At 61.8% G+C, this 22,692-nt stretch carries 23 protein-coding genes and 4 pseudogenes; 9 read left to right on the top strand and 18 right to left on the bottom strand.

All coding sequences use genetic code 11. From position 1 onward, the window contains the following. Positions 1 to 63: 63 nt before the first annotated feature. Complete coding sequence (locus RWJ89_RS05330) at positions 64 to 1,044, bottom strand: SDR family oxidoreductase (RefSeq protein WP_316030655.1); 981 nt, start codon at positions 1,042 to 1,044, stop codon at positions 64 to 66. Between the two features lie 266 nt (positions 1,045 to 1,310). Between RWJ89_RS05330 and RWJ89_RS05325 the strand changes: the two genes are divergently transcribed. Both RWJ89_RS05325 and RWJ89_RS05320 read left to right on the top strand, forming a co-directional pair. Continuing rightward, positions 1,311 to 1,487, top strand: a complete 177-nt coding sequence (locus tag RWJ89_RS05325; RefSeq protein ID WP_165504409.1) for a hypothetical protein — start codon at positions 1,311 to 1,313, stop codon at positions 1,485 to 1,487. Between the two features lie 8 nt (positions 1,488 to 1,495). Further along, the gene (locus tag RWJ89_RS05320) at positions 1,496 to 1,870 is read left to right on the top strand and encodes a VOC family protein (protein ID WP_168284879.1); all 375 of its coding nucleotides are present in this window, start codon (positions 1,496 to 1,498) and stop codon (positions 1,868 to 1,870) included. Positions 1,871 to 1,965: 95 nt separating this feature from the next. Here the strand turns inward: RWJ89_RS05320 and RWJ89_RS05315 are convergent, their stop codons facing one another. Both RWJ89_RS05315 and RWJ89_RS05310 read right to left on the bottom strand, forming a co-directional pair. Further along, on the bottom strand, positions 1,966 to 2,547 hold the full coding sequence (locus RWJ89_RS05315) for a dienelactone hydrolase family protein (RefSeq protein ID WP_316030654.1): 582 nt from the start codon (positions 2,545 to 2,547) through the stop codon (positions 1,966 to 1,968). A gap of 203 nt (positions 2,548 to 2,750) precedes the next feature. After that, positions 2,751 to 3,728: pseudogene (locus RWJ89_RS05310) on the bottom strand (FAD-dependent monooxygenase); the annotation flags it as partial. Positions 3,729 to 3,795: 67 nt separating this feature from the next. Here RWJ89_RS05310 and RWJ89_RS05305 point away from each other — a divergent pair. Then, positions 3,796 to 4,431: a cysteine hydrolase family protein gene (locus tag RWJ89_RS05305; protein ID WP_168284881.1), complete on the top strand. Its 636-nt coding sequence runs from the start codon at positions 3,796 to 3,798 to the stop codon at positions 4,429 to 4,431. Positions 4,432 to 4,631: 200 nt separating this feature from the next. Here RWJ89_RS05305 and RWJ89_RS05300 read toward each other — a convergent pair whose 3' ends face one another. Genes RWJ89_RS05300 through RWJ89_RS05290 form a run of 3 tightly spaced genes read right to left on the bottom strand, consistent with a single transcriptional unit; the run spans position 4,632 to position 8,299 of the window. After that, complete coding sequence (locus tag RWJ89_RS05300) at positions 4,632 to 6,620, bottom strand: primary-amine oxidase (RefSeq protein WP_131663677.1); 1,989 nt, start codon at positions 6,618 to 6,620, stop codon at positions 4,632 to 4,634. Positions 6,621 to 6,680: 60 nt separating this feature from the next. Next, on the bottom strand, positions 6,681 to 6,851 hold the full coding sequence (locus tag RWJ89_RS05295) for a hypothetical protein (protein WP_020050559.1): 171 nt from the start codon (positions 6,849 to 6,851) through the stop codon (positions 6,681 to 6,683). Continuing rightward, on the bottom strand, positions 6,848 to 8,299 hold the full coding sequence (locus RWJ89_RS05290) for an APC family permease (RefSeq protein ID WP_131663678.1): 1,452 nt from the start codon (positions 8,297 to 8,299) through the stop codon (positions 6,848 to 6,850). Before RWJ89_RS05290 ends, RWJ89_RS05295 begins: the two co-directional genes overlap by 4 nt. 120 nt (positions 8,300 to 8,419) lie before the next feature. Between RWJ89_RS05290 and RWJ89_RS05285 the strand changes: the two genes are divergently transcribed. Beyond that, a complete protein-coding gene (locus RWJ89_RS05285; protein ID WP_168284882.1) occupies positions 8,420 to 9,457 on the top strand; it encodes an AraC family transcriptional regulator in 1,038 nt (345 codons plus the stop codon). Positions 9,458 to 9,504: 47 nt separating this feature from the next. On the opposite strand, the gene modA is transcribed toward RWJ89_RS05285, so the two are convergent. The 7 genes from modA to RWJ89_RS05250 all read right to left on the bottom strand — a co-directional run bounded on the left by modA (position 9,505) and on the right by RWJ89_RS05250 (position 15,276). Continuing rightward, positions 9,505 to 10,197 (bottom strand): molybdate ABC transporter substrate-binding protein, encoded by a 693-nt coding sequence (gene modA, locus RWJ89_RS05280; RefSeq protein WP_206105870.1) that lies wholly within the window; start codon positions 10,195 to 10,197, stop codon positions 9,505 to 9,507. A gap of 42 nt (positions 10,198 to 10,239) precedes the next feature. After that, entirely contained in the window at positions 10,240 to 10,605 is a 366-nt protein-coding gene (locus RWJ89_RS05275) for a cytochrome C oxidase subunit IV family protein (protein WP_131663681.1), read from the bottom strand. Between the two features lie 7 nt (positions 10,606 to 10,612). Further along, the gene (locus tag RWJ89_RS05270) at positions 10,613 to 11,332 is read right to left on the bottom strand and encodes a heme-copper oxidase subunit III family protein (protein ID WP_131663682.1); all 720 of its coding nucleotides are present in this window, start codon (positions 11,330 to 11,332) and stop codon (positions 10,613 to 10,615) included. Between the two features lie 11 nt (positions 11,333 to 11,343). After that, the gene (locus RWJ89_RS05265) at positions 11,344 to 12,063 is read right to left on the bottom strand and encodes a cytochrome c oxidase subunit 3 (protein ID WP_168284883.1); all 720 of its coding nucleotides are present in this window, start codon (positions 12,061 to 12,063) and stop codon (positions 11,344 to 11,346) included. Next, complete coding sequence (gene ctaD / locus RWJ89_RS05260; protein WP_077978594.1) at positions 12,060 to 13,838, bottom strand: cytochrome c oxidase subunit I; 1,779 nt, start codon at positions 13,836 to 13,838, stop codon at positions 12,060 to 12,062. Before ctaD ends, RWJ89_RS05265 begins: the two co-directional genes overlap by 4 nt. A gap of 45 nt (positions 13,839 to 13,883) precedes the next feature. Then, a complete protein-coding gene (locus tag RWJ89_RS05255; protein ID WP_025395085.1) occupies positions 13,884 to 14,702 on the bottom strand; it encodes a cytochrome c oxidase subunit II in 819 nt (272 codons plus the stop codon). Between the two features lie 184 nt (positions 14,703 to 14,886). Beyond that, positions 14,887 to 15,276 (bottom strand): c-type cytochrome, encoded by a 390-nt coding sequence (locus RWJ89_RS05250; RefSeq protein WP_131663684.1) that lies wholly within the window; start codon positions 15,274 to 15,276, stop codon positions 14,887 to 14,889. A gap of 260 nt (positions 15,277 to 15,536) precedes the next feature. On the opposite strand from RWJ89_RS05250, the gene RWJ89_RS05245 reads away from it, so the two are divergent. After that, positions 15,537 to 16,181 carry a LysE family translocator gene (locus tag RWJ89_RS05245; RefSeq protein WP_131663685.1) on the top strand — a complete coding sequence of 215 codons (645 nt, stop codon included), beginning with the start codon at positions 15,537 to 15,539 and terminating at the stop codon, positions 16,179 to 16,181. A gap of 133 nt (positions 16,182 to 16,314) precedes the next feature. Here RWJ89_RS05245 and RWJ89_RS05240 read toward each other — a convergent pair. Continuing rightward, positions 16,315 to 16,473: pseudogene (locus RWJ89_RS05240) on the bottom strand (MYG1 family protein); the annotation flags it as partial. A gap of 108 nt (positions 16,474 to 16,581) precedes the next feature. Beyond that, the gene (locus tag RWJ89_RS05235) at positions 16,582 to 17,520 is read right to left on the bottom strand and encodes a LysR family transcriptional regulator (protein ID WP_312884517.1); all 939 of its coding nucleotides are present in this window, start codon (positions 17,518 to 17,520) and stop codon (positions 16,582 to 16,584) included. A gap of 76 nt (positions 17,521 to 17,596) precedes the next feature. Between RWJ89_RS05235 and RWJ89_RS05230 the strand changes: the two genes are divergently transcribed. After that, a complete protein-coding gene (locus RWJ89_RS05230) occupies positions 17,597 to 18,967 on the top strand; it encodes a lactonase family protein (protein ID WP_168284884.1) in 1,371 nt (456 codons plus the stop codon). 77 nt (positions 18,968 to 19,044) lie between these two features. On the opposite strand, the gene RWJ89_RS05225 is transcribed toward RWJ89_RS05230, so the two are convergent. Then, the gene (locus tag RWJ89_RS05225; RefSeq protein ID WP_077978598.1) at positions 19,045 to 19,986 is read right to left on the bottom strand and encodes an MYG1 family protein; all 942 of its coding nucleotides are present in this window, start codon (positions 19,984 to 19,986) and stop codon (positions 19,045 to 19,047) included. A gap of 226 nt (positions 19,987 to 20,212) precedes the next feature. Here RWJ89_RS05225 and RWJ89_RS05220 point away from each other — a divergent pair, with 226 nt between their 5' ends. After that, positions 20,213 to 20,704, top strand: a complete 492-nt coding sequence (locus RWJ89_RS05220) for an HIT family protein (protein ID WP_077978599.1) — start codon at positions 20,213 to 20,215, stop codon at positions 20,702 to 20,704. A 191-nt stretch (positions 20,705 to 20,895) separates the two neighbouring features. Here the strand turns inward: RWJ89_RS05220 and RWJ89_RS05215 are convergent. After that, positions 20,896 to 21,652, bottom strand: a pseudogene (locus RWJ89_RS05215) (ABC transporter ATP-binding protein). Further along, positions 21,649 to 21,891 (bottom strand): annotated as a pseudogene (locus RWJ89_RS05210) (iron chelate uptake ABC transporter family permease subunit); the annotation flags it as partial. The pseudogenes RWJ89_RS05210 and RWJ89_RS05215, both read right to left, overlap by 4 nt. Positions 21,892 to 22,030: 139 nt before the next feature. Here RWJ89_RS05210 and RWJ89_RS05205 point away from each other — a divergent pair. After that, on the top strand, positions 22,031 to 22,288 hold the full coding sequence (locus RWJ89_RS05205; protein ID WP_017961033.1) for a type II toxin-antitoxin system Phd/YefM family antitoxin: 258 nt from the start codon (positions 22,031 to 22,033) through the stop codon (positions 22,286 to 22,288). Beyond that, the gene (locus RWJ89_RS05200) at positions 22,285 to 22,668 is read left to right on the top strand and encodes a type II toxin-antitoxin system VapC family toxin (RefSeq protein WP_222043172.1); all 384 of its coding nucleotides are present in this window, start codon (positions 22,285 to 22,287) and stop codon (positions 22,666 to 22,668) included. The genes RWJ89_RS05205 and RWJ89_RS05200 overlap by 4 nt, the downstream gene beginning before the upstream one ends. Positions 22,669 to 22,692 lie beyond the last annotated feature (24 nt).

Here is a 22,692-nt window from a genome sequence, read left to right as displayed (position 1 = left end):
CGTGTTTTAGGCTGGGATTTTTTTGTGAGCGGCATGCCATGAAGTTGCTCTACTGCGAGCTGCCTAGCCGAGTGCGCTTTGTGCTGCGCAGATCCGATCGACCAAAGCATCGAGATCGCCCCTTGGCGGACGGTTCTTGGCCAGGCGCTGCTTGAGATGCATGATCGGCTCCGCCAGAATTTCATCAAGGCTCTCGGCGCAGGTGAAGTCGCCCGCCACGCTTTTAACCTTTGAATTGTCAAAGATTGCCGACCATGCCTTGTCGCCCCGCAGCGGGCCAACCCACTCCGGATTGTACCGGACCAGGGTGTCCGTCGGCACGTGTACGATCCTGGCCTCCACATCAAGCAATCTGGCGATCGTCTTTTGAATATCGTTCCAGATGTAGGCGCGATCGGAGGTGATGTGGAAGATCTCGTTCAACGCCCCCGGCTTGCCGAAAAGCCCGACAAAGGGCACCGCGAAATCAACCGAGCGGGTCAGTGTCCAGGGCGTGTGGCCATCGCCGGCTACGATAGTGGGCTCGCCGTCCAGCATGCGTCTCGCCATGACATCGCTGTCGCCCATCATGATCGGAAGGCCGGTGCGAACAGTGTGACTGGGACGGACGATGGTCCAGGCGAGATTCTCGGAATTCTTGAGCAGCGTCTCGCAGGCAATCTTGTCCTGGCTATAGCGCCAGTAGGGGTTGATCGCCGGTGTCTGCTCGGTAATCACATAATGGCGCGGCGGCTTTTCATAGACCGAAGCCGAAGAGATGAAGATGTACTGGCCGCAGTGCCCGGCAAACACATCGATGTCACGCGCGACTTGATCGGGCGTAAAGGCAATGAACTGGCACACGACGTCATAACTGGCCTTGGCCAAGTCCGCATAGGCGGTCGCCGCGAGATCGCCGACGATCGAGGTAACCCCCGCAGGCAATGGGTCGCCTCTCAAACTGCGGTTATAGACGCTGACATCGTGGCCCTGAACCACGGCGCGCTCGACGCATGGATATGAAATCTGGCCGGTACCGCCAACGAAAAGGATTTTCAAAGCCATGTGAAGGACCTCGGTGTCGGATGTAGCGGGGATATGCGGTCAGTCTTCATAGCGCGAAAGAAATCGGTCGTCTCCTGCAAAACACGTGCACCGGCTCACGTCGTTTGGATCGACCTGTCGCGTAAACCAGCGTGGTGGCAGTCCGCATAAACCGATCGGACGACGTGAGGTTCGGCCGCAACCAGCCATTGCCGATACCGCAAAGATCTCTATCTCACGCCAATAATGCCCCTTCTGTTTGAGATCAGCACAAGACGGAGGCTTTCTTGAAAGATTATCTGCCCTATGCAGCCGGGGTGCTGGCAGGATTGTTGGTCGCCTTCCTCATGTCTGGCCTGTTGGCTTTGACGGAGACACCGCAGCTCATGCTTTTCGGATTGCTGCCGGCCGTCGGTGGCGCGCTCGTCGAACGCGTTTGCCGTCGCCGGCCCAACAATTCTTGAAGTATCCCATGGCAAGGCTGAAAGAAATCGTCATCGATTGCGACATTCCCTCGCGTGTCGCCCGGTTCTGGGCGGAGGCGCTCGAAGGCTACGACGTGATGCCATATGACGACGAAGAACTGGCCCGCCTTGCCGCTCTCGGATTGACACCCGAGACTGACCCGACCGTGATGGTCGAAGGCCCCGGAACCCGCCTTTGCTTCCAACTTCGCCAGGGGGAACGGCCCGCCCGCAACCGACTGCATCTCGATATTGCCATCCCCGATCGGGCCAGGGAGGTAGAACGGCTCTTATCCCTCGGAGCGAGCTTCGTCCGGGAAGCGGATGGCTACACGGTCTTGAATGATCCCGAAGGCAACAATTTCTGCGTAGTGTCGGAATAGTCCGCTCCGCGCCGAAGCCGCGCTGCAGGATGAACGGCATCTATCTCAGGACGACTATACCGGAGCCAAACCGGATCTCCCGCGGAATGTCTGGATCAGACGCGATTCAGGAATTCGAGCACGCGGAGGGTGAGCAGCGCGGTCGCATCCGCGTCATAGGACGGCAGCGAGCTGTCGGCGAAGTAGTGCTGATCGCCTGGGTACAGGAAAAGCTCCGCGCCCTCGACCTTCTCCACGATCTCGCGGGCGGCGTCGATGTCGCCCTCGCCGACAAAAATCGGATCGTTGTCCATGCTGTGGATCTGCACCGGAACGCCGTCCGGCCAGGGTCCGAAGGCCCACTCGCCGCTGATCGGCAGGCAGGAGTAGAAGAGCAGAGCCCCGCGGGCGCCGGGCCGCGTCTGCGCCAGCTTCTGCGCCGGCAGCACACCGAAGGAGAACCCGGCATAGACGAGCCCGGCAGGCAATTCGTCGGCGAGGTGCACGCCGCGCTCCCGCATGGCGTCGAATCCGATCTCGCCGATATAGGCGATCCCCGCTTCGATGCTTGAGAACGTGCGCCCGTCAAACAGATCAGGCGTGTGCACGATGTGACCGGATGCCCTGATATCGTCGGCAAACGAACGCACACCCGGGGTCAGCCCCTGCGCGTGATGGAACAACAGGATCTCAGCCATAAGGGGCCTCCGGGTGGGATGGTCGGGCGCATCGCCACTCTACAGCGTCGCCGCCTTGCCTGGAAGAGTGCGGACACCTTGCCGAAGCAACATCTGCAAACCCGCCGAAAAGCGATAGGCGGGAAACCTCCTAACGCTCTACCGGACTGATAAGGCTGAAGAACCTTTCCGAGACCTGTACATCGATTGCTCCATTCATGGTTTCAGGCTTTGCCGAACCACCGCGATGCGGCCTGCGCGGCTTCCTCATTGTCAGGCACAGTCTCACCAGCCCACGCCACGAAGCCGTCGGGGCGCACGAGCAGCGCGCTCAGCCCCAGCCGATCCCTGGCGTCACTGGCGACATAGGTGATCCCATTCCAGCGGCTTGCGAGCGCTTGCAGCGGTGCACCGGCGTCAAAGTCCAAAAGCAGGCCTTTGCCCTGCCTGAGGCGATCGCCGAGCTTTGTCCCGTCGGCCAGCTCGAAGTCGGGAGCGCTGCGGCCGACCAGCGGGTGACTGCCGCCAAGATCGTAGCGGAGAGACACACCCCAGACGCGCTCGGCAAAGTATGTCGCGCCGTCACGCGTATCGATCAGGTCACGGATGATGGCTTCGAGCGCGCGTGAACTTCGGCTCGGCCGCATCAGTGCGACCTGGCCGCGCGACCAGTCGAGAACCTGCGCTCCAACTGGATGCCGTTCGCAGAAATAGCTGTCGAGCAGGCCCTCCGGCGCATCGCCACGGATCGTCGCTGCAAGCTTCCATCCAAGATTCATCGCGTCGCCGAGCCCGAGGTTCAGGCCTTGGCCGCCCAAGGGGGAATGGGTGTGCGCGGCGTCACCCGCAAGCAGCACCCTGCCCTTGCGGTAAGCCGCCGCCTGATAGGCGCGATCCGTCCAGGTGGTGGCAAGCTCAAGGCCCGTCACCGTGACATCGGCGCCGGAAATATACCGCAACACCGATTGCACATGCTCCGGCGTGATCGGCTGCGTTCGGTGAAACGCGCCCCCATCGAAATCGACCATCGCGATGGTGCCGGGCTTTTGGTAGGTATACATGCCTGTCGGCGTGTAATGGCGGCCCGGGACGAGCTTCTCCGGATCGGCCATCTCGACCTGAGCGGAATAGCCGGTGAACTCGGGATCGGTGCCAACGAATTCAAAGCCGCCTGCCCTGCGCACGGTGCTGCGCCCGCCGTCACGTCACCTTCTGCTTGCCGGACGCAATTCATCTCCTCTACATAAGGAGGAAAAGAGGAGGCCGAGCATGCATTCCATCAAACACCCCGGCAAGACGATCGGCGATTTCTGCCGGCCGGATCAAATGGCTCTCGTCGTCTATGACATGCAGGTCGGCATCATGCGGCAAATGCCTGACGGCGCCGGCATCACCGCCCGTGTCCTGTCGATTCTGACCGCCGCGCGGGCATCGAACTTTCCCGTCATCTTCATGCGGCACATGTCGATGCCGCTCGCTCTGATGGGCGCCTTCCAGCGCCGTCAGGCCATGGCCTGGCAAAGGATCGACGATCCGGCCGCCATCAAGCCCTGGTTTCTCAGAGGAAGCGAAGGCTTCGAGATCGTGCCCGAACTTCAGCCGCGCTACGACGAGGCGGTGATCGACAAGATTACCTTTTCGGCTTTCGAAGGCACGCCTTTGTCGATCATTCTGCGCGATCTGGGTCTGACCAGCTTCGCCATTTGCGGCGTCGCCACCGAAATCGGCATCGAGCCGACGGTTCGCCACGGTGCGGACCTCGGGCTCGTGCCGCTCGTCATCAGCGACGCCTGCGGCGCCGGGCATGCCGAGGCCGCCGAGCGCTCATTCGCCAACATGGCCTTCATGGGAGATGCGCTGATCTGCCAGTCGGCCGATTTCATCGCAGCAGCCCGGCAGAGCTGACGCTCTCCCGACCTGCCGTGTGGGGCTTCGCGGCGAACGCGCGCGCACCCTTGGGTCAGCCCCTGTGTGTGATGAAACAACAAGACCCCAGCCATAGGGAGCCTCCGGGGTGGGACAGTAGGGCACACATTCTGCATCTCTACAGCGCCTCGCCTCGCCGGGAAGACGTCAGCCGCGCGCCAGGCCGCCGAGCATTGCAGCTATGTGTGGCAGCAGGAGCCGTTTCCGGTGTCATCGGCCGAACGCTGCAGGCGATTGTCGACGCTCTGGCTGTTTCCTTCCGGCGGCAGGTCCATGGCGATGTTGGAAGCGAAGAAGCCGTTCGGTTTCAGCGTGAAACCGGCATATTCCACCGGCATGATCGGAAAATCCTCGGGCTTGCAGACATGGGTATGGCCGAAGGAATGCCACAACACGACATCGGCATTCTCGATTTCGCGGTTCTGCTTGACATAACCCGGCAGGCCGTCGCCGCCGGCATGCACGTTCGGATAATCGCCGCTCGCATATTTTTCCCTGGCATCGAAGGCCGTGACCCAGATGTGTTTCTTGGCGAAGCCACCGCGCTGGGCAACGGTCGAATCCGGCTGGGCAAGCATGACCGGCGACGGCATGACGACAATCTTGTAGCCGGGCGCCTTGCCGACGCTATTCTGGATGTTGGGGTTGGAGACTTTCCAGTAACGGCCGGTCTCGCCATTGGCGAGTGCCGGCGAATCGAGTTCGCGCTTCAGCACCCGGCTCCTGGTATCGAAGACATTGCCATAGGGATTGTCTTCGCCCCAGGGACGCGGCACGAACTCATGCTCGGTCACGGTATTGTCACCACCGTCGACATCCATGTGCAGGCGCGCATTGAAGAAATGCTGGTGGGTCGGACCGCCGAGATTGTCATCGACCATGCCGCCCCATGGATAGGTTTCGCCGGTCGCGACCGCCGCCGTCTGGATGATGCCGGTGAGCTTGGCTTCGAGCTGGATCGTGCCGTCCTGGTAGAGATACCAGTAGAAGCCGTAATCGTAGTTGCCGACGGTTGCGAAGAAGGAGATGACGAGGCGGCGCGAACGGCGCACTTCGAAAATACCGTTGCGGAATTCGTAATGCTTCCAGAGGATGCCGTAATCCTCCTCATGCATGCAGATCGCGTTCTTCATGATGAAGGGCTGGCCGAGATCATCCGCCGCCGGCACGTCGAAATAGTGAATATGGCCGAGGCAGTCGCAGCCGAGTTCGAGGCAATTGGCCAGGCGTCCGAGGCCATATTCGCCAGCATCGAAGGCGCTCTTCCAATAGTGGTTCGCGGTCGGATCGGCATAGGGCACGACCATTTCGGTGACACTGGCGCGAAAGACGACGGGCCGCAGCCTGCCCTGATCCTTGATGCCAAGTTCATGCAGAACGAGGCCTTCGCGCGGGGTGAAACCGACACGGAAACTCCAGTTCTGCCATTCGACTTTCCAGCCGTCGACCGTAAAGCTCGGCCCTTGCGGCTGAACGATATGCAGCGGCGTGAGATCGGGCCGCGGTTCGGGGAAGGCTTCGCGGCCATAATTGCGCTTCTTCCTCGGGACCGGAATGATCTTCTCATCGTCGACGAGATCGACCACTCGGTTGGTGATCAGATCGACCACCGCCACCACGCCCTCGATCGGATGCGCGTAGCCGTTGTCACGGACATCCTCGCGCCAATAGGATACGGCGCGGACGATGCGCTTTCCCTTCTCGAATTCGCGGCCAAAATAGCCCGAGGAAAAAGGATCGATCTGGATAAGCGGAATATCCTCGTCGGTAATGCCGCGCTTCTTGACCGCGGCGATCCAGCGCGGATCGGATTTGACGGTGCCTTCAACGGTTTCGAATTCGCACAGCATGATCGGCGGCTGACCATAGGGCAGTTCATCGAGAGGCAGCCGGATATAGGAGGATACCGTCCCGGCAGTCAGGTCTACGACGCCCTCGAAGGTTTCGCCATTGCTGATGTCGATTGCCAGGATGAAGGCGAGCCGCGGCAGCCTGTCGCCCAGGCGATAGGCGGCAAGATCCGCCTTGGTCGGCTCCTCCAGCCGGGTGATCGGAAAGCGGAAGGTGGCTGCGAGTGTCTGCCTATCCTTGAGTATGGCAACGGCAGAAGCGATCTCGTCGAGGCTCAAAGGATCGAGCGGATGGGTAACTGCGACAACGGCGTCCATTGGTATACCTCTTGTTTTTGGAAGAGACGACGCAACATGGTGCGTCGCAAGCTGCGGTGATCAGGATCGACCGGAGCAGATCTGTGTCTCGATCATCTGGTCTGCATGAATGCAGAACAGAGAGCAGAAGGCGTGTGCCTCGACGGCAACCAGCAATGTTGCGCCCGCAAGGATCGCGACCGCGAGAACCAGAAGGCGATCGACGGGTGAAAATTCAGCAACTGCACTCATTCGAAGATCTTTCCAAGCGAGGCGTAGAGAGCGGGCTTGGATCTCTTGACCCGGATCGCAAACAGCGCACCAAGAATGCCCACCAGCACCATGGCATAGGGGAATGCCTTGACGATCAGGCTTTCGCTGCCGGAAAGGAGTGAAAGATTGGAACTGACCAGCACCAGCGAACCCATGAGACCGAGCAGCGCCAGCACTGGCGCGATCATCGTGGTCCAGGCGCTGTAGATGTTCGGCGTCTTGCGGAAGAACATGATGATCGCGACGGAGACCAGCACCTGCACCAGTAGGATACCGATACCTGCCAGCGCCGCCATCCACGAGAACACGACGGTGTAGGGATCGGCACCGAAGATCACGAACAGGCCAAGGACGATGGCCGCGACCAGACTTTGCAGAAGACCTGCAGCATAGGGGGAGCCATGTTTGGTGTGAACCTTGCCAAGCACCTTGGCGGCCAGACCTTCACGGCCGAGAGCGAAGAAATAGCGGTTGAGCGTATTGTGGAAGGACAGGATGCAGGCAAACAGGCTGGTGATCAGCAGCACGTTCATCACCTGGCTCGACCATGGGCCAAGCACGGAATTGGCGGCAGTGAAGTAGAAGCTGTCGAGGCTGGCAGCAGCAGCGGCCTGCACCTTGCCCGGACCGTAGAATTGCACGATTGCCCAAGTGGAAAAGGCGTAGAAGAGGGTGATGAGCAGCACCGCGACATAGGTGGCGCGGGGAATGGTCTTTTCCGGATCTTCGGCTTCCTCGCCGAAAATGGCCGTCGCTTCGAAGCCGATGAAGGAACCGATGACGAAGACCAGCGCCACGCCGAGACCGGGCGCAAAGACCGACGATGGCATGAAGGAGGAGAAGGTGATGCCTTCCGGTCCGCCGCCAGAAAAGACGATGGCAAGATCCAGAACCAGCAAAATGGCGATTTCGGCAATCATGCAGACGCCGAGGATCGCGCCTGAGAAGGCGATGTTGCGCTGACCACAGACCAGCACGACGACCAGTGCCGCGAAGGCGAAGGCCCACCAGGGCAGGACCAGCCCGAGCGGCGCTATGGCATTGGCCATGAAGAAACCAAACAGGCCATAGATGGCGATCTGAACCGCGCTATAGGTGACCAGCGCCATGAAGGCGCCACCCACGCCAGCCGGCTTGCCGATGCCATGGGTGATATAAGTGTAGAAGGCTCCTGCCCCGCCCACATGCCGGCTCATGGCGGTGAAGCCGACCGAGAAGAGGAGGTAAAGCAGGCCGGCGAGCACGAAAGCGCCGGGGACACCTGCGCCGTTGCCAAAAGCAAAGGCAGCCGGCGAAGCGCCGACGACGGCCGTCAGCGGCGCGGCCGCTGCAACGACGAAGAACACGATATGGGCGAGGCCCACCGAGTCCTTGGCCAGACGACGCTCCGGCGATGATGGTGCGGGCATGCTTGCTTCCAGTGTCATGGAGACCCCTCTTTGCTTGTTTGTTGCCAAGAAGGTAAGCGCGGCGATCTGGCCCCGAAATTGCAGTTTATGCCAATGAATCGATAATTCGCGCCACGAAGGTCACCGGAGACGCTGAAAATGGCAGTTGCATCGCATTTGATCAGCCGCATGCCCGCAGTTGCTTCAATTCGAGCCTCCGTCTTGATCCCGCTGGTGCAACAAATCGATAAAAGATCCGGGAAAACCGACCTTCTTCTCGCGTCGCACGGCATTCTGCGCTCGCAATTGGAAGATCCCTACGCTGTCCTGCCTATGGCCCGTTATGTCGCGCTGTTCGAGGAGGCCGCGACGATAACAGGTGAACCGGCACTGGGAGCCCGCATGGGCACCGGCTTCAAGCCCGCCGACATCGGCCCCATCGGCATGCTCTTCGCGCTCTCGCCGACCATTCGCAGCGCTTTCGAGCGGCTGTCGAAATATGTCAACGCGGTCCAGGGCGCGACCAGTTCCGGCGTGTTCGAGGAAAATGGCGATTTTGTCTGGAGCTACCGGATCGTCGATCCCAGCATGTGGCCGCGCCGGCAGGACAGCGAATTCACGATCGCCGCCTCCTGTCAGCTCGTCCGTTCGTGTTTCCGCCGCGGCTGGCGGCCGATCGAAATCCAGCTCGAGCATCACGCCCCGCGCGACGCCGGCGTGCTCGAACGCATCTATGGCGCGCCGATCCTGTTCGGCCAATCCAACAACCGGATCGTCATGAACAAGGCGGAGGCTGACCGTGTGCACCGTGCGGAAGACAAAAGCCTGATCGAAATCCTGGAGCGGCATATCGGCGATCTGGTCAACGAGCCAGCGGCCGGCGATATCGTCACGGAAAAGGTCCAGGCTCTGATCAGCATCTATCTCGGCCGCAAACCGGTCACGGTCGCAACGCTTGCCGCCGAACTGAAGATGTCGCCGCGAAGCCTGCAGCGCCGGCTGTCGGAGGAAGGCGTGTCGCTTCGCGATCTCGTTCGCCAGCACCGCCAGACACTCGCCGCCCACTATCTCGGCGACCGACATGCCGCACCGATGTCCGAGATTGCGCGTGTGCTGGGTTATGCAGACAACACCGTGCTGTGGCGTGCGCTGCGATCCTGGGAAAAGAAGGGGAGCCCCCGACCTTCGAGACATTGAAAATCAGACGATGACCGTGAACCGATCGCTGCTTATCAAGCAGGCTTTCAGCGGCGCTCGACGCCCTTTGCCGCCAGGATATCGTCGACCGCGGTCGACGTCAGAAATTCCGACAATTGCTTGGCCGCTTCTGCGTCCGTTGAATCGGCGCTGATGCCAATAGCGAAGTCGATGTAACTTTGGAGTTCTGCCGGAAACCGACCGACAAGCACGACCTCGGGAGCGGCGGCGAGAATCGACGTCACGGGAACAACGCCCAACTCGGCCTCCCCACGGCCTACGGCCGGCGCGGTCTGCCCTCCTGATATGGCCACCAGCTTGGGCTTTACCTCATCGGCTATTCCCAAGCGCTCCAGCAAACCGGAGAAGTAGCCGCCGCTACTTCCTTCACTGGCGTAGGCGATCGATCTGGCGCTCTTCAACGCATGTTTGAATGCTTCCACCGACCCGACGTCGAGCGGCCGACCGCCCGCCTTGGCCGCCACCCCCATCGCTATCCGGCCGAACGCGACCTCGCTCCCCGCCTTGACTTTTCCCAAGGCGGCCAGATCCTCAACCAGGTTCGGATTGGTGATGACGAGGTCAAAAGGCTCCCCAGCTTCAATCTGCTTCTTGACGACAGGATTGAGCTCCCACTTGACCGCAACTGTGAATCCTGTGTCCGTTTCGAACCGGGATATGAGAGCAAGGACGGCGGGTCGGACCGCAATAGCGCCAAAAAGGCGGATTTCCTGGGTCATGGCCGAAGTCCGCTCCGATCTGTCCATCCTGTCCAGCAGACCCTACGGCCCAGCCCCAAAGAACGCCAGCCGGGTGAAGATCGTGTAGTCTGCTTCCGATACCATCAGCGCCACGAAAACCAGCACCAGCAGCGGCGGCAGCAGGATGGCGTAGACGAGCGCCAGCCGTTCCCAGGCCATGTGCATGAAGACGGCGACGATCAGCCCGGCCTTCAGCATCATGAACACAAGGATCAGCGTCCACCTGAGATAGCCCTGGATGCCGAGATAATCGACCATGTAGGAAAAAGCGCTGAGCACGAAGAGCAGGCCCCAGACGAAGAGATAGAGCCGGATCGGGTGCTGCTGTCCGGTGTGTGTTTGTGTATGCACCGTTTGGCTTTGCGCATGCGCCGTTGTCTCGCTCATGACGACCTCACCACAGATAAAAAAACGCGAAGATGAAGACCCAGACTAGGTCGACGAAGTGCCAGTAGAGGCCCATGATCTCGACGGCCTCGTAGCGGCCTTTCCGGCTGGTGAAGAAGCCGCGCCGTTCCACGTCGAAATCGCCGCGCCAGACCTTGCGGGCGACGATTATCAGGAAGATGACGCCGATCGTGACGTGGGTGCCGTGAAAACCGGTGATCATGAAGAAGGTCGATCCGAACTGTGCCGCTCCCCATGGGTTCTCCCAGGGGCGCACGCCTTCGGTGATCAGCTTCGTCCACTCGAAGGCCTGCATGCCGACGAAGCCTGCGCCGAGAAGGGCCGTCAGCAGCATCAGCATGGCCGTCATGCGGCGGTCGCGGCGATATCCGAAATTGACCGCCATCGCCATGGTGCCACTGCTCGAGATCAGCACGAAAGTCATGATCGCGATCAGGATCAGCGGCACGTCCTGGCCGCCGATATGCAACGCGAAGACCTCGCTCGGATTGGGCCATGCAACCGGCGTCGACATGCGGGCGGTCATATAGGCGATCAGGAAACAGCCGAAGACGAAGGTGTCGCTCAAGAGAAAGATCCACATCATCGCCTTGCCCCAGGAGGCGGTCTTGAAGGCGCGCTGATCCGAGCTGAAATCGGCGGCGACGCCGCGCAGACCGGCTGGCCGGAGGTCTGCCTCGCCGTGTGTCTCGATAGTCTGTGCCATCTGCAAATCTCCTAACTGAGCAGTGTGCGGCAGAGATCGACGAAATCATTCGCCCATCCGGCAAAGAGCGCGAAGAGGGCGAGCCAGACGGCGAGCATGAAATGCGAGTAGATGGCGGAAAGATCGACGCTGAGACGCAGCCTGTCCGTCGCCACAGCCGTTGAAAAAGCCCTGACCGTCGTGTGCGCGAGCACGGCAAGCCCGCCGAGGATATGCAGGCCGTGCAGGCCGGTCAGCATGTAGAAGAAGCTGTTGGAAGGGTTATCGGCCAGCACGTACCCGGCCGCCGTCAGCTCCCGCCATGCCTGGATCTGTCCGATGAGAAAGAAGATGGCAAGCGCAAGTCCTGCAGCAAGCGCCGGTCGCAGCACCTCCATGCGGCCATGCCCTGCTTCTCTTTTCGCCCATTGCAGGGCAGCGCTGCTTAAGGCCAGTGCCGCAGTGTTCACCCAGAGCAGCCGGGGAACAGGCGTCGCCCACCAGTCGGTCGACGCCATGCGCATGAAATAGGCGCTGACGGCAAGACTGAAGACGGCGCCGACGACGCCGAGAAACACGAAGAGGCCGATTTTCACCGCCGGCGCCGGCAGCCTTTGCTGCTCGGCGCCGTCATGACCCGGCAACTGCACCGACCCGGTTTCGAGCCAGGGCTTCGAGGTCAATCGCTGCCCGGAAAGCCACCAGAAGATAATGGCGGCGACTGCGGCAAGGAAGATCAGCGTGACGTTCATGCCGGAACCTCCCGTGTGACGTCGCCGCTTGCCGGCACATTCTGCGGAATGAAATCCTCGGCCGCCCCCGGCACGCTGTAGTCATAGGCCCAGCGGTAGACGACCGGCAGATCCTTTCCCCAGTTTCCATGGGCGGGCGGCGTCTGCGGCGTCTGCCATTCGAGCGTCGTTGCCCGCCACGGATTACCGCCGGACTCCCTGCCCCGGAAAAGGCTCCAGACCAGATTGAACAGGAAGACCATCTGTCCGGCCCCGACGATCAGCGCCATGACGGTGATGAAGATATTCAGCGTATCGGCCGAAGGCGGAACGAAGGCCGTCTCTCCCATCTCGAAATAGCGGCGCGGCACGCCGAGCAGGCCGAGATAGTGCATCGGAAAGAAGATCGCATAGGTGCCGAGGAAGGTGATCCAGAAGTGGATATGGCCGAGCACGTCGTTCAGCATGCGTCCGGTCACCTTCGGATACCAATGATAGATCGCCCCGAAAATGACGAGGATCGGCGCCACACCCATGACCATGTGGAAATGCGCGACGACGAACATCGTGTCCGACAGCGGCACGTCGACGACGACGTTGCCAAGGAAGAGGCCGGTCAGGCCGCCATTGACGAAGGTGACGATGAAGGCGAGCGCAAAGAGCATCGGCAGGGTCAGGTGGATGTCGCCGCGCCACAGCGTCAGCACCCAGTTATACACCTTGATCGCCGTCGGGACGGCGATGATCAGCGTCGTCGTGGCGAAGAAGAAGCCGAAGGCCGGGTTCATGCCGCTGACATACATGTGGTGCGCCCAAACGACGAAGCTGAGCGCGCCGATGATGACGATCGCCCAGACCATCATGCGGTAGCCGAAGATGTTCTTGCGCGCATGCGTGCTGATCAGGTCCGAAACGATGCCGAAGGCCGGCAATGCGACGATATAGACCTCCGGATGCCCGAAGAACCAGAAGAGGTGCTGGAAGAGGATCGGGCTGCCGCCGCCATGCTGCAGCTGCGTGCCCATTTCGACGATGGCAGGCATGAAGAAGCTCGTGCCGAGCAGGCGATCGAACATCATCATGACGCAGGCGACGAAGAGCGCGGGAAAGGCAAGCAGCGCCATCACGGTCGCGGTGAAGATGCCCCAGACCGTAAGCGGCATGCGCATCAGCGTCATGCCGCGAGCGCGTCCCTGCAGTACGGTCACCACATAGTTCAGCCCACCCATGGTGAAGCCGATGATGAAGACGATCAGCGAGGAGAGCATCAGCAGGATACCCCAGTCCTTGCCGCCGGGTGTGCCGGAGAGAACGGCCTGTGGCGGATAGAGCGTCCAACCGGCCCCCGTCGGCCCTCCGGGGGCGAAGAAGCCCGCGGCGAGGATCAGTACTGCGAGCAGATAAATCCAATAGCTCAGCATGTTGGCGTAGGGAAACACCATGTCGCGCGCGCCGACCATCAGCGGAATGAGGTAATTGCCGAAGCCGCCGAGGAACAGCGCGGTCAGCAGATAGATCACCATGATCATGCCGTGCATGGTGATGAACTGATAATAGTGATCGGCATCGATAAAGGTGAAATAGCCGGGAAAGGCGAGCTGAATCCGCATCAGCCAGGAGAGCACCAGCGCCACCAGGCCGATCGCGATCGCCGTGATCGAATATTGCACGGCAATGATCTTGGCATCCTGGCTGAACACATATTTCGTCCACCAGCTTTTCGGATGATAGAGTTCGACATCCTCAACTTCGGCAGAGGGGATGGCGCCTGCGCTGTCGGATGGAATCTCGACCATGATCTCTCTCCCCTTCGTCTTCCAGCGGTCTGCGACCGCTGGGGTTCAGTTTGCCGGCGGCATCTCTCCCGATGACGCCGTAAGCTGGGTGAATGTCTGCTGCTGCCCGAGCCAGGTCTGGTAGTCCGCATCCTCCTCGACAACGACGGTGCCGCGCATTTGCCCATGGCCGACGCCACAGAGTTCGGCGCAGAGGATGTCGAAGGTCCCTGTCCGCGTCGGCGTGAACCAGAAATAGGTGATCATGCCGGGTATCATGTCCATCTTGGCGCGGAATTCCGGCACGTAGAAATCATGGAGCACATCGACCGAGCGCAGCAATATATGCACCGGCTTGCCGATCGGCAGATGGAGTTCGCCGCCCTCGATGATGACGTCGTCAAGGCCGCTTGCGTCGTTTTTATCAAGGCCGAGCGGGTTTTCGGGGGTGACGTCGCCGGTCTCGGCGCGGCCGAGCTTTCCGTCGGCTCCGGGCAGCCGGAAACTCCACAGCCATTGCTGGCTGACGACCTCGACCGATGCGGCATCGGCAGGCACCGTGATGAACTGGTTCCACACGATCAGGCCGGGCGCCAGCATCGCCGCAACGCCGACCGCCGTTCCCCCTCCCAGCAGCAATTCCAGCCTGCGGTTCTCGGGCTCGTAATGTGCCCGGTTGCCTGGCTTGTGCCGGAAGCGGAAGACGCAATAGGCCATGAACGAAACCACCGCCACGAAGACGATACCGGTGATCCAGAAGGTGATGACGAGGGTAGTGTCGATATAGGTCCAGTTGGACGCGATCGGCGTCCACCACCACGGGCTCAGCACATGGAACAGCACGGAGCCGACGACAATCAGGACGAGGATCAGCACGACAGCCATGTCCGCTCCTCCTCGAGCAGGTCGACCCGTGAAACCGCATTCCGCAAAAAGCCCGTGTTTATTATCGCACAGATAGAAAATATCGGCAATTACGGCAATTTAGGCATGCGCCCCCAGGCGCGAGCCGCCATTTGGAGTATTGCCCGTCGCTGGGAATGTTGCCCATCACTTGGAATATTGCCCATCACTTGGAATATTGTTTGAGATAGGCGATGAGATTGGTGATTTCCTGGTCGTCCTTCACCCCGACGAAGGCCATCTTCGTACCCTTCACCTTCCCCTTCGGATTGTGCAGATAGTCGCGCAGCACCATCTCGTCCCAGACGAGACCGCCCTCGCCGGCCGCCTTCATCCCGGCCGAATAGGCGTAATTGGGATGCGTTCCGGCCTTCCGGCCGAACAGCCCCTTCAACGACGGGCCGACCTTGTTCGTATCGGAATCGGCGACATGACAGGTCGCGCATTTCTTGAAAACGGCAGCACCCGCCGTCGCATCGCCCTCCTGCGCCCCGGCGTTACCAGGACAAAGAGCAATGACGGATGTGGCGATCAGCAGAACAACACGGTAATCCATGGCAAACCTCATCCTCCTCAAGGTCGCCGGCCACTCACACCTTCCGCTATCTCTCGCGTGTGGGTGGTGGTTGCTATGGCATAAAGCTTAGTCCTTCGCGGATGCAAGTCAATCGGTTCCGCAATTTGGACGCGGGCCGGGCCTGTTCCAGTCCTCCCAGGAGGGTCCGTCACCCTCGAAGATTGGATATTGACGCCGGTATCGGCGACGACATACTTGCTCGAAGCCCCAGTCGAAACGAGGCCCAGGAAAGGCGCGCAATGTCGATTGCTGAAATTCTGTCTTTTGCTTTCGTCACCGCGTTGTTGATCATTTCCCCCGGCCCCAACGGCGTCCTCATCGCCAAGACGGTGCCGACCTCGGGGCGTGGCGCCGGTTTCGCCAATATTGCCGGCTTCGTCGCCGCCTTCTATGTGCACGGCACCCTGTCGATCTGCGGCATCTCCCTGCTGCTGGCGCAGTCGGCGCAGGCCTTCCTCGTCGTCAAGATGATTGGCGCTGCCTATCTCTGCTGGATCGGTATCAAGGCGCTGGTCGGCGCCTGGCGCGGTTATGCTGCCGTAACGTCAGTGACCCCTTCCCGTAAGGTAAGGCACCTTCCCCGTGCCTTCCTCGAGGGTTTCCTCACCAACGCCCTGAATCCGAAGGTGTCGATGTTCTACCTCGCGGTCTTCCCGCAGTTCATCCACCACGACGCCAATGGCCGGGCCGCGATCGGCGAGGCATTCCTTCTGGTCACCGTCCATGCCAGCCTCAACGTCATCTGGTTCGGCTCGATGGTCATGATCTTTGCGAGGCTCGCCAGAGCTGCGCGCAACCAGCGCTTCCAGCGCTGGCTGAAAGCCGCGACAGGCGTGGTCTTCATCGGCTTCGGCGCCAAGATGGCGACATTGCAGGCCGGATAGCGAAGACGGGCAAACCGCCTTGGTCACGGAAAGGCAGGCCGAACGTCCGCAGGGTGGCAACATAGGATCAGCGACCTGCCGCTAGGACCGGATATGATGCTGGCCTCGCGCCACCTCAGCCGCCGCCATTTGACTACGCCCCGATGGAACGGGCCTCCTTCACCGCCAGCTCGGCCATGGCGAGAGCGGCCTCGCGCGTCCTCGTGGCGGCGATGAAGCGGCCGTTGCGGCAGAAGCTCGCACTCTCTATGCCGCAAACCGCCTCCAGGTCGCCATTGGCAAGACCGGCCCAGCCACGCCGATTGCCCGCCTCGTGTTTCGAGGCTTCCCCCCGCGGCCTCCGCATCTCGGCATGAGGCTCTCCTGGGCCTTCGAGGCTCCAGCCTTTGGCCCGAGCATCTCAGGATCGGCCTCCCCCGGATGCGGCTCCTTCCACAACCAACCCCCTCACAATTTCCAGGAAGCGCTCGCCGCTCGCCGCCAATGCCGGCGGGCGCCATGCGGCGGCGATCGGCAGGGATGGCGGCGGCGGCAGGACGGGGCGGTAGGCGACGCCCGGCCGGGCGGCTTTCGCGATGCCCGAGGTGACGAAGCCGAGACCGGTTCCGGCCGCAACGAGGCCAACCAGCGTCGTCATCGGTGTCACCTCCTGGACGATCCGGGGGCTGATGCCCTCGCCCCTGAAAAGGGCGATCACACGGTCGTATATGCTGGGACCGATCGCCCGCGGCGCAAGCAACAAGGGCTCGCCGGCAAGATCGGCGACGCGGATGACCGGCTGCTTCGCCAGCCGGTGCGTCGCCGGAAGCGCCAGCACGAACGGCTCGTCCGGCAGGGAGTGGATAATCAGATCCCGCGAAAGCGGTGGATGCAGCACGCCGAGGTCGATGTCGCCCGATGCAAGGGCGGCTTCCAGCAAAGGCGAACTCATCTCGATGAGATCGACATCGACTTGCGCGTAGCGGGCACGAAACGCTTGCACCGCCTCCGGCAGGACGCCGTAAAAGGCGATCGGCGTGAAGCCGAGCCGCAGGCGCCCGATCTCGCCGCGCACCGCCCGCAGGGCTTCGGCCTTCGCCATCCCGGCATGCAGCACCGCCTCGCGGGCCGGGCCGAGGAAGGCAGCGCCCGCCGGCGTCAGCGCCACGCCGCGGCGGTCGCGCTCGAAGAGATCGGTCCCGACCTCGCCTTCCAGCACCCGGATCCGTTGGCTGAGCGCCGGCTGGGTCAGGTTCATCCGTTCCGCCGCGCGGCGGAAATGCAGGTCTTCGGCAACGGCCACGAAACAGGCGAGCGTGCGGATGTCCAGGACAGCCTCCCGATGCGAAATACCTATCACAGGCGACAGGATTGCGATTGGAAAATTATCAGCATCGGCGGCATTTTCAAAGGACCGCTAACAAGGGAGCAGGATCATGAACGGACCAGTCCTCACCGCCGCGACGCTCGCCATCACCTTTAGCCTCGCCGCGCCCCAGAGCACGCAAGCCGCCGAAGGCGCGCAAGCCGCGTCCAAGATTCTCGGCCGCATCTCGGCGAGCCGGATCGCCGTCATATCCGACGGTGATTTTCTCGCCCGGACCTACGGCACCGCCGAGCTTGCGCCGCGAAATGCCGGCTATCGCGATCTGCTGACGATCATGTCGCCAGCCGGGGACAAGATTGTCACCGGTTCGATACCGGTCTCCAATTCGGTGACCTCGGCGCCTGAAATCCTCGCCCTCAGCGAAGACGGGCAAACCGCCTTCGTCACTGAAAGGCTGGGCGAACGTCCAAAGGGGGGCAACAGGATCAGCGACCTGCCGCCGGGCCGGCGGCTCTTCGCGGTCGACCTTTCGGACGACGCGGCACTCCGCCTCTCCGACACGGTGGAGATCGAAGCCTTCCCCGAGGCCTTGTCCCTCAGCCCTGATGGAGAGAGCGTCGCCGTCATTTCCAACACGCCGGAGGCGAGCTTCGTCCAGATCGTCGCCTATCGCGATGGCCGCTTCAGCCGCCTCGCCCGGTTCGACCTCGCAGACCTCGGGGTGAGAGGATCGGAGCCGGCACCGCGCGGCGGCGTGACCGCGACCAACGTCCACTGGCATCCCTCAGGCCGCTTCCTGGCAGTCAACATCAATACGCAAAACCGGGTCGCCTTCTTCGAGGTCACCGGAGCCGACGGCGCGCCCATCCTGCGCCCATGGGGCAATGTCGTGGAGGTTGGCGCCGATCCCTTCGTCGGCCGTTTCACACCCGACGGGCGCCACTATCTCACCGCCAACTGGGGCCGGAACTTCGCCGCCAAGAACCTGGAGGGCCGTATCCCGCAGACACCGTCGACGATCAGCGTCATCAGGCTCGCCGATCCCGCGACACCACAGCAATCGGCCCGCCACGATCTCCTCGGCGGTGCCGAGACCGGCCTCTCCTCCGAGGGCATCGCCATCAGCCCGGAAGGCCGGCTCGTCGCCACCGTCAACATGCGCGGCACCGCCTTCCCGCCGGGCTCCGCCCGCTTCGACCGCAACGCCAGCGTCACGCTTCTGAGCTTCGACCCGGCGACCGGCGCCATCTCCAGGCTCGCAGACTATCCCTTCGAAGGGGCACTGCCGGAAGGCGGCGCCTTCGATCGGACAGGAGACCACTTCCTCGCCACCGTGTTTCAGGGCCATGATGGGGCGAGGCCCGAGGCCGGCTCGGGGCTCGAGGTCTTCCGCGTCGCAAAAGGCGACCGGCCGGCGCTTAAGCGGCTCGGCCGCGTGCCGCTGCCGCACGGCGCCCACCATGTCGATCTCGCACCGTAGGGCGCCCGCAGATTCACGCAGACGGCGAAGCTGAGGAAATATCATTCAATGTCGGACTGATGACCTTCAATGCGACCTCAGCGGCCGCCATTTGACTGTGCCCCGATCGAAAGCGCCTCCTTTACCGCCAGTTCGGCCATGGCGAGAGCGGCCTCCCGCGTCCTGGCGGCGGCGATGAAGCGGCCGTTGTGGCAGAAGCTTGCGCCTTCGATGCCGCAAACCGCCTCCAGTGCACCATTGGTGAGCCCGGCCCAGGCCGCCGGAAGGTCGGCCCGGAGCTCGAACCCTTCCTCGGCGCGGCGAATGCCGGTCACGCACCAATCCTTTTCACGCGGGTGAACGACGAACAGCAGGTGATCGGCGCCCGCCTTGACGATGGCGGGACGGAAGGGCATGCCCCTCGGTAATTCCAGAACACGCCCCTGCCCCGCGGCCTCGATTGCCCGATGCACGATCGCCTCGGCCCGCAATTTTGCGGCACTTTGGGCGATCCTGGCCTCGACGAAACTGCGGGCAATGGCAAGGGCTGCGTGGAAGGCACGATCGTCGGCCTCAGGGTCCGCTTCGTCGAAAACCGGTTTCAGGGTTTCCAGCAGCACCGGCAGCGTCAGCCCGGCCAGCGGCCCGGATGGGCTGAGCGCGCCATTATCAGTCAGATCGATCGGCAGCACGAAGCCGTCGTCGAAAGAGCCATGCATCGCCTCGACATGCGCTTCGGGAAGGTCGGAGGCTGCGAGATAGTCACGGCCGTAATGCTTCCAGATCAGCCCGAACGAGCTGTAGGGCTGGCCATCCTCGCGCAGCGGCGCGCCGCGCTGGTGGTGATCGAATATCCCGGCAGCAGGGTTATAGGATCCGCCGACATCATAGATGATCCGGTCTTCGCCCGGCGTGATCCACTCCGGCGCGCGGCTGCGAACGATACGAGCCTGCGGGAAAAGCCGGGTCAGGATGACGCTCGACAGCAATTCATCGGCATGAAAGCCACCGGAATGGGTGACGAGGAAATCGGGGATCATGGGAGCTATGCACCTTGTCGTTCGCGGAGAGTCCGCTTGCAGGTCGGCACCAAATAACCGTTGCCGGCTGCTATCTCAACCCATACCTTAAATCGGAGAGGATTTAAGAATAAAATGATGCAGCAATCCAATGTGTTACAGCGTCCTTTCGCACCACGCCAAGATACCGGTCTCTAGTTGAATTCATCGAAGCCCCTGAAGGGTGCATCAGGATAAGAGGCAGTCCGTGGAGATCCCTCAGCACTTTCACGTTGTCGAGACGGCCGGATGGCTTGTGAACCACCGCATGAACTCCGCCCTTCCCGGTTACCTCATGATCAGTTCCAAGACCGACACCAACGATCTGTCGGATCTGCCCGAAGACGCTTTGGCCGAATTCGGCCCGTTGCTTGCAAGGGCTCAGAGCACGCTGAAACGGCAATTGAATGCTCAGCGCGTCTATATCGGCCGGTACGGGCACATGCCCAGTTATCCGATCCACTTCCATGTGATCCCGATATATGACTGGGTGGAGGAGTTGTTCTGGAAGGACGCTCGATATCGCCTGCTCGAGAATTTTGCAGAAGGACCGGGGGAAACTGCAACGGATGGCGCAGAACTGACGCTGTTTGTCTGGCGCGAGTTCTGCGAACGCGCAGAGCCGCCGCCGATCAGAGGGCCTTCGGTCTCAGAGGCCATCGAGCTGCTGCGAGAGGCAATGCGGTTTCCGCCGCTTTAGATCATGCATGTCGCCGGAAAATGCCCAGCGGTTTTGGCAGGACGGCATGCATGAAGAGAAAGGGGTCCAAGACAGCGCCGGCCTCGTGACCCCTGGCGATCCTATGGCCGAAAAGCGAGGTCGAAGGTCTCCGGCCGTCTCGACCAATAATCGCCGATCTCCTCCATGAGATCGAAATTCCCGGGCATCCATCAATCCATGACGTATTGGATATAATGCCGGCCGTGCACGGCCGATTTCTGGACATGGGCGCGAACGCCGAAGACCCGGCCGTATCCTCGGTCAGCACAACCTCGGGCGCACCGGAGGCAACGATCTCGCCTTTCTGAAGCACCGCCAGCCTGTCGCAGAACATCGCCGCCAGATTAAGATCGTGCAGCGCGACGATGCAGGTGATGCCGAGCTTCGAGATCAGCGAGAGAATGTCGAGCTGATGCTGGATATCGAGATGGTTGGTCGGCTCGTCGAGTAGCAGTTCGCTCGGCGCCTGCGCCAGCGATCTGGCAATATGGATGCGCTGATGCTCGCCGCCCGCGTCTGCCAGAGTTGGCCCGCCCTCTCCTGCATGCCCACCCGCAACAGGGCCTCGTCGACGGCGGCGTCGTCTCCGGCACCCCAGGACGACAACAGCCCGCGATGCGGCGTGCCGCCGAGCCGCACCACGTCGCGCACGGTCAACTGCGTATCGGTCGTCGACTGCTGCTCGACGAAGGCGACGCGACGCGCAAGCGCTGCGCGCGGTAGCGAGGAAATGTCGTCCTCACCCAGCCGGATGATGCCGCTGCGAACCCTGCGCAGCCGACAGATCAATCTGAGAAGGCTCGATTTGCCGGAACCGTTCGGCCCAAGCAGACCGAGCACCTTGCCCTTTGCCACCGTCAGGCTGACGCCGTTGACGATAACGATATTACCGGCGGCAAAGCTCACCTCGTCGATGCTGATGCTCATGCCTTCCCCCGCACACGATAGAGGATGACGGCGAAGGCCGGTGCGCCGAAGAGCGCGGTGACGACCCCGATCGGCAGGATGATGCGCGAAATGATATCGGCGCCGACCATGTAGATCGCGCCGCCGAGCGCCGTTGCCGGCAGCAGCCGCCTATGCGCCGGTCCGACGAGGAAGCGGGCGGCATGGGGGATGACGAGGCCGACGAAGCCGATCGAACCCACCATGCTGACGACGCTTGCATGGCTTCATGCCGCAGTTCGGTGCGCGAACTGTCCCCGCGCCAGCGGGACTTGCGAAAATTATCCGTTGATATGGTCCAGCGAATGGTCTAATTTTCCAGAAGAAACTGGGTTGCACTGGTCCTGGGGAGTGCGAACGATGCGAGTGTCTGTGACGGATGCCAAGGGGCAATTGACCGAACTGGTCCGGCGTGCCGAAGCCGGGGACGAGGTCATTCTCACCCGGCACGGTCATGCCGCCGTGAAACTGGTTCCGATGAGGGCAGCGCCCGATCGGAAATCCCGCCGGACGCTCATGGAAGCGGTGCGGGCCTCCGCCATTGCCAAAGCCGCAGATGGGCCGCCGGCCGCACGCAGCCAGGATTTCCTCTATAGCGATGACGGCCTGCCCGAATGATCGCCGTCGACACCTCCGCCCTGATGGCGATCGTCCTTGGCGAACCACAAGCCGATGCCCTGATTGCCGTCCTCGAAGCCGAGGATGATCTCCTGATCTCCGCCGGCACGGTCGCCGAAGCCTTGATCATCTCGGCCCGTCGCAACGTCGGCGATGAGATGGAACAACTGATCGACGGCCTCGGCTTCGAAATCGTCGCCATCACCCCTGCCTCCGCCCGCCGCATCGCCGAAGCCTACCGCACCTGGGGCAAAGGCGCCCATCCCGCCAGCCTGAACTTCGGCGACTGCTTCGCCTATGAGGTAGCTAGGGAACATGGATGCCGGCTACTATTCGTGGGGGACGACTTCGTTAGGACCGATATAGAAAACGCGCTTTGAACGATGCGGCGGTTGCCAGCACCG

Source organism: Rhizobium sp. 10PS4 (genome assembly GCF_032464805.1).
GTDB lineage: Bacteria > Pseudomonadota > Alphaproteobacteria > Rhizobiales > Rhizobiaceae > Rhizobium > Rhizobium laguerreae.
Note: the sequence above shows the minus strand (reverse complement) of the source record. Positions and strands in the feature narration are given on the sequence as shown.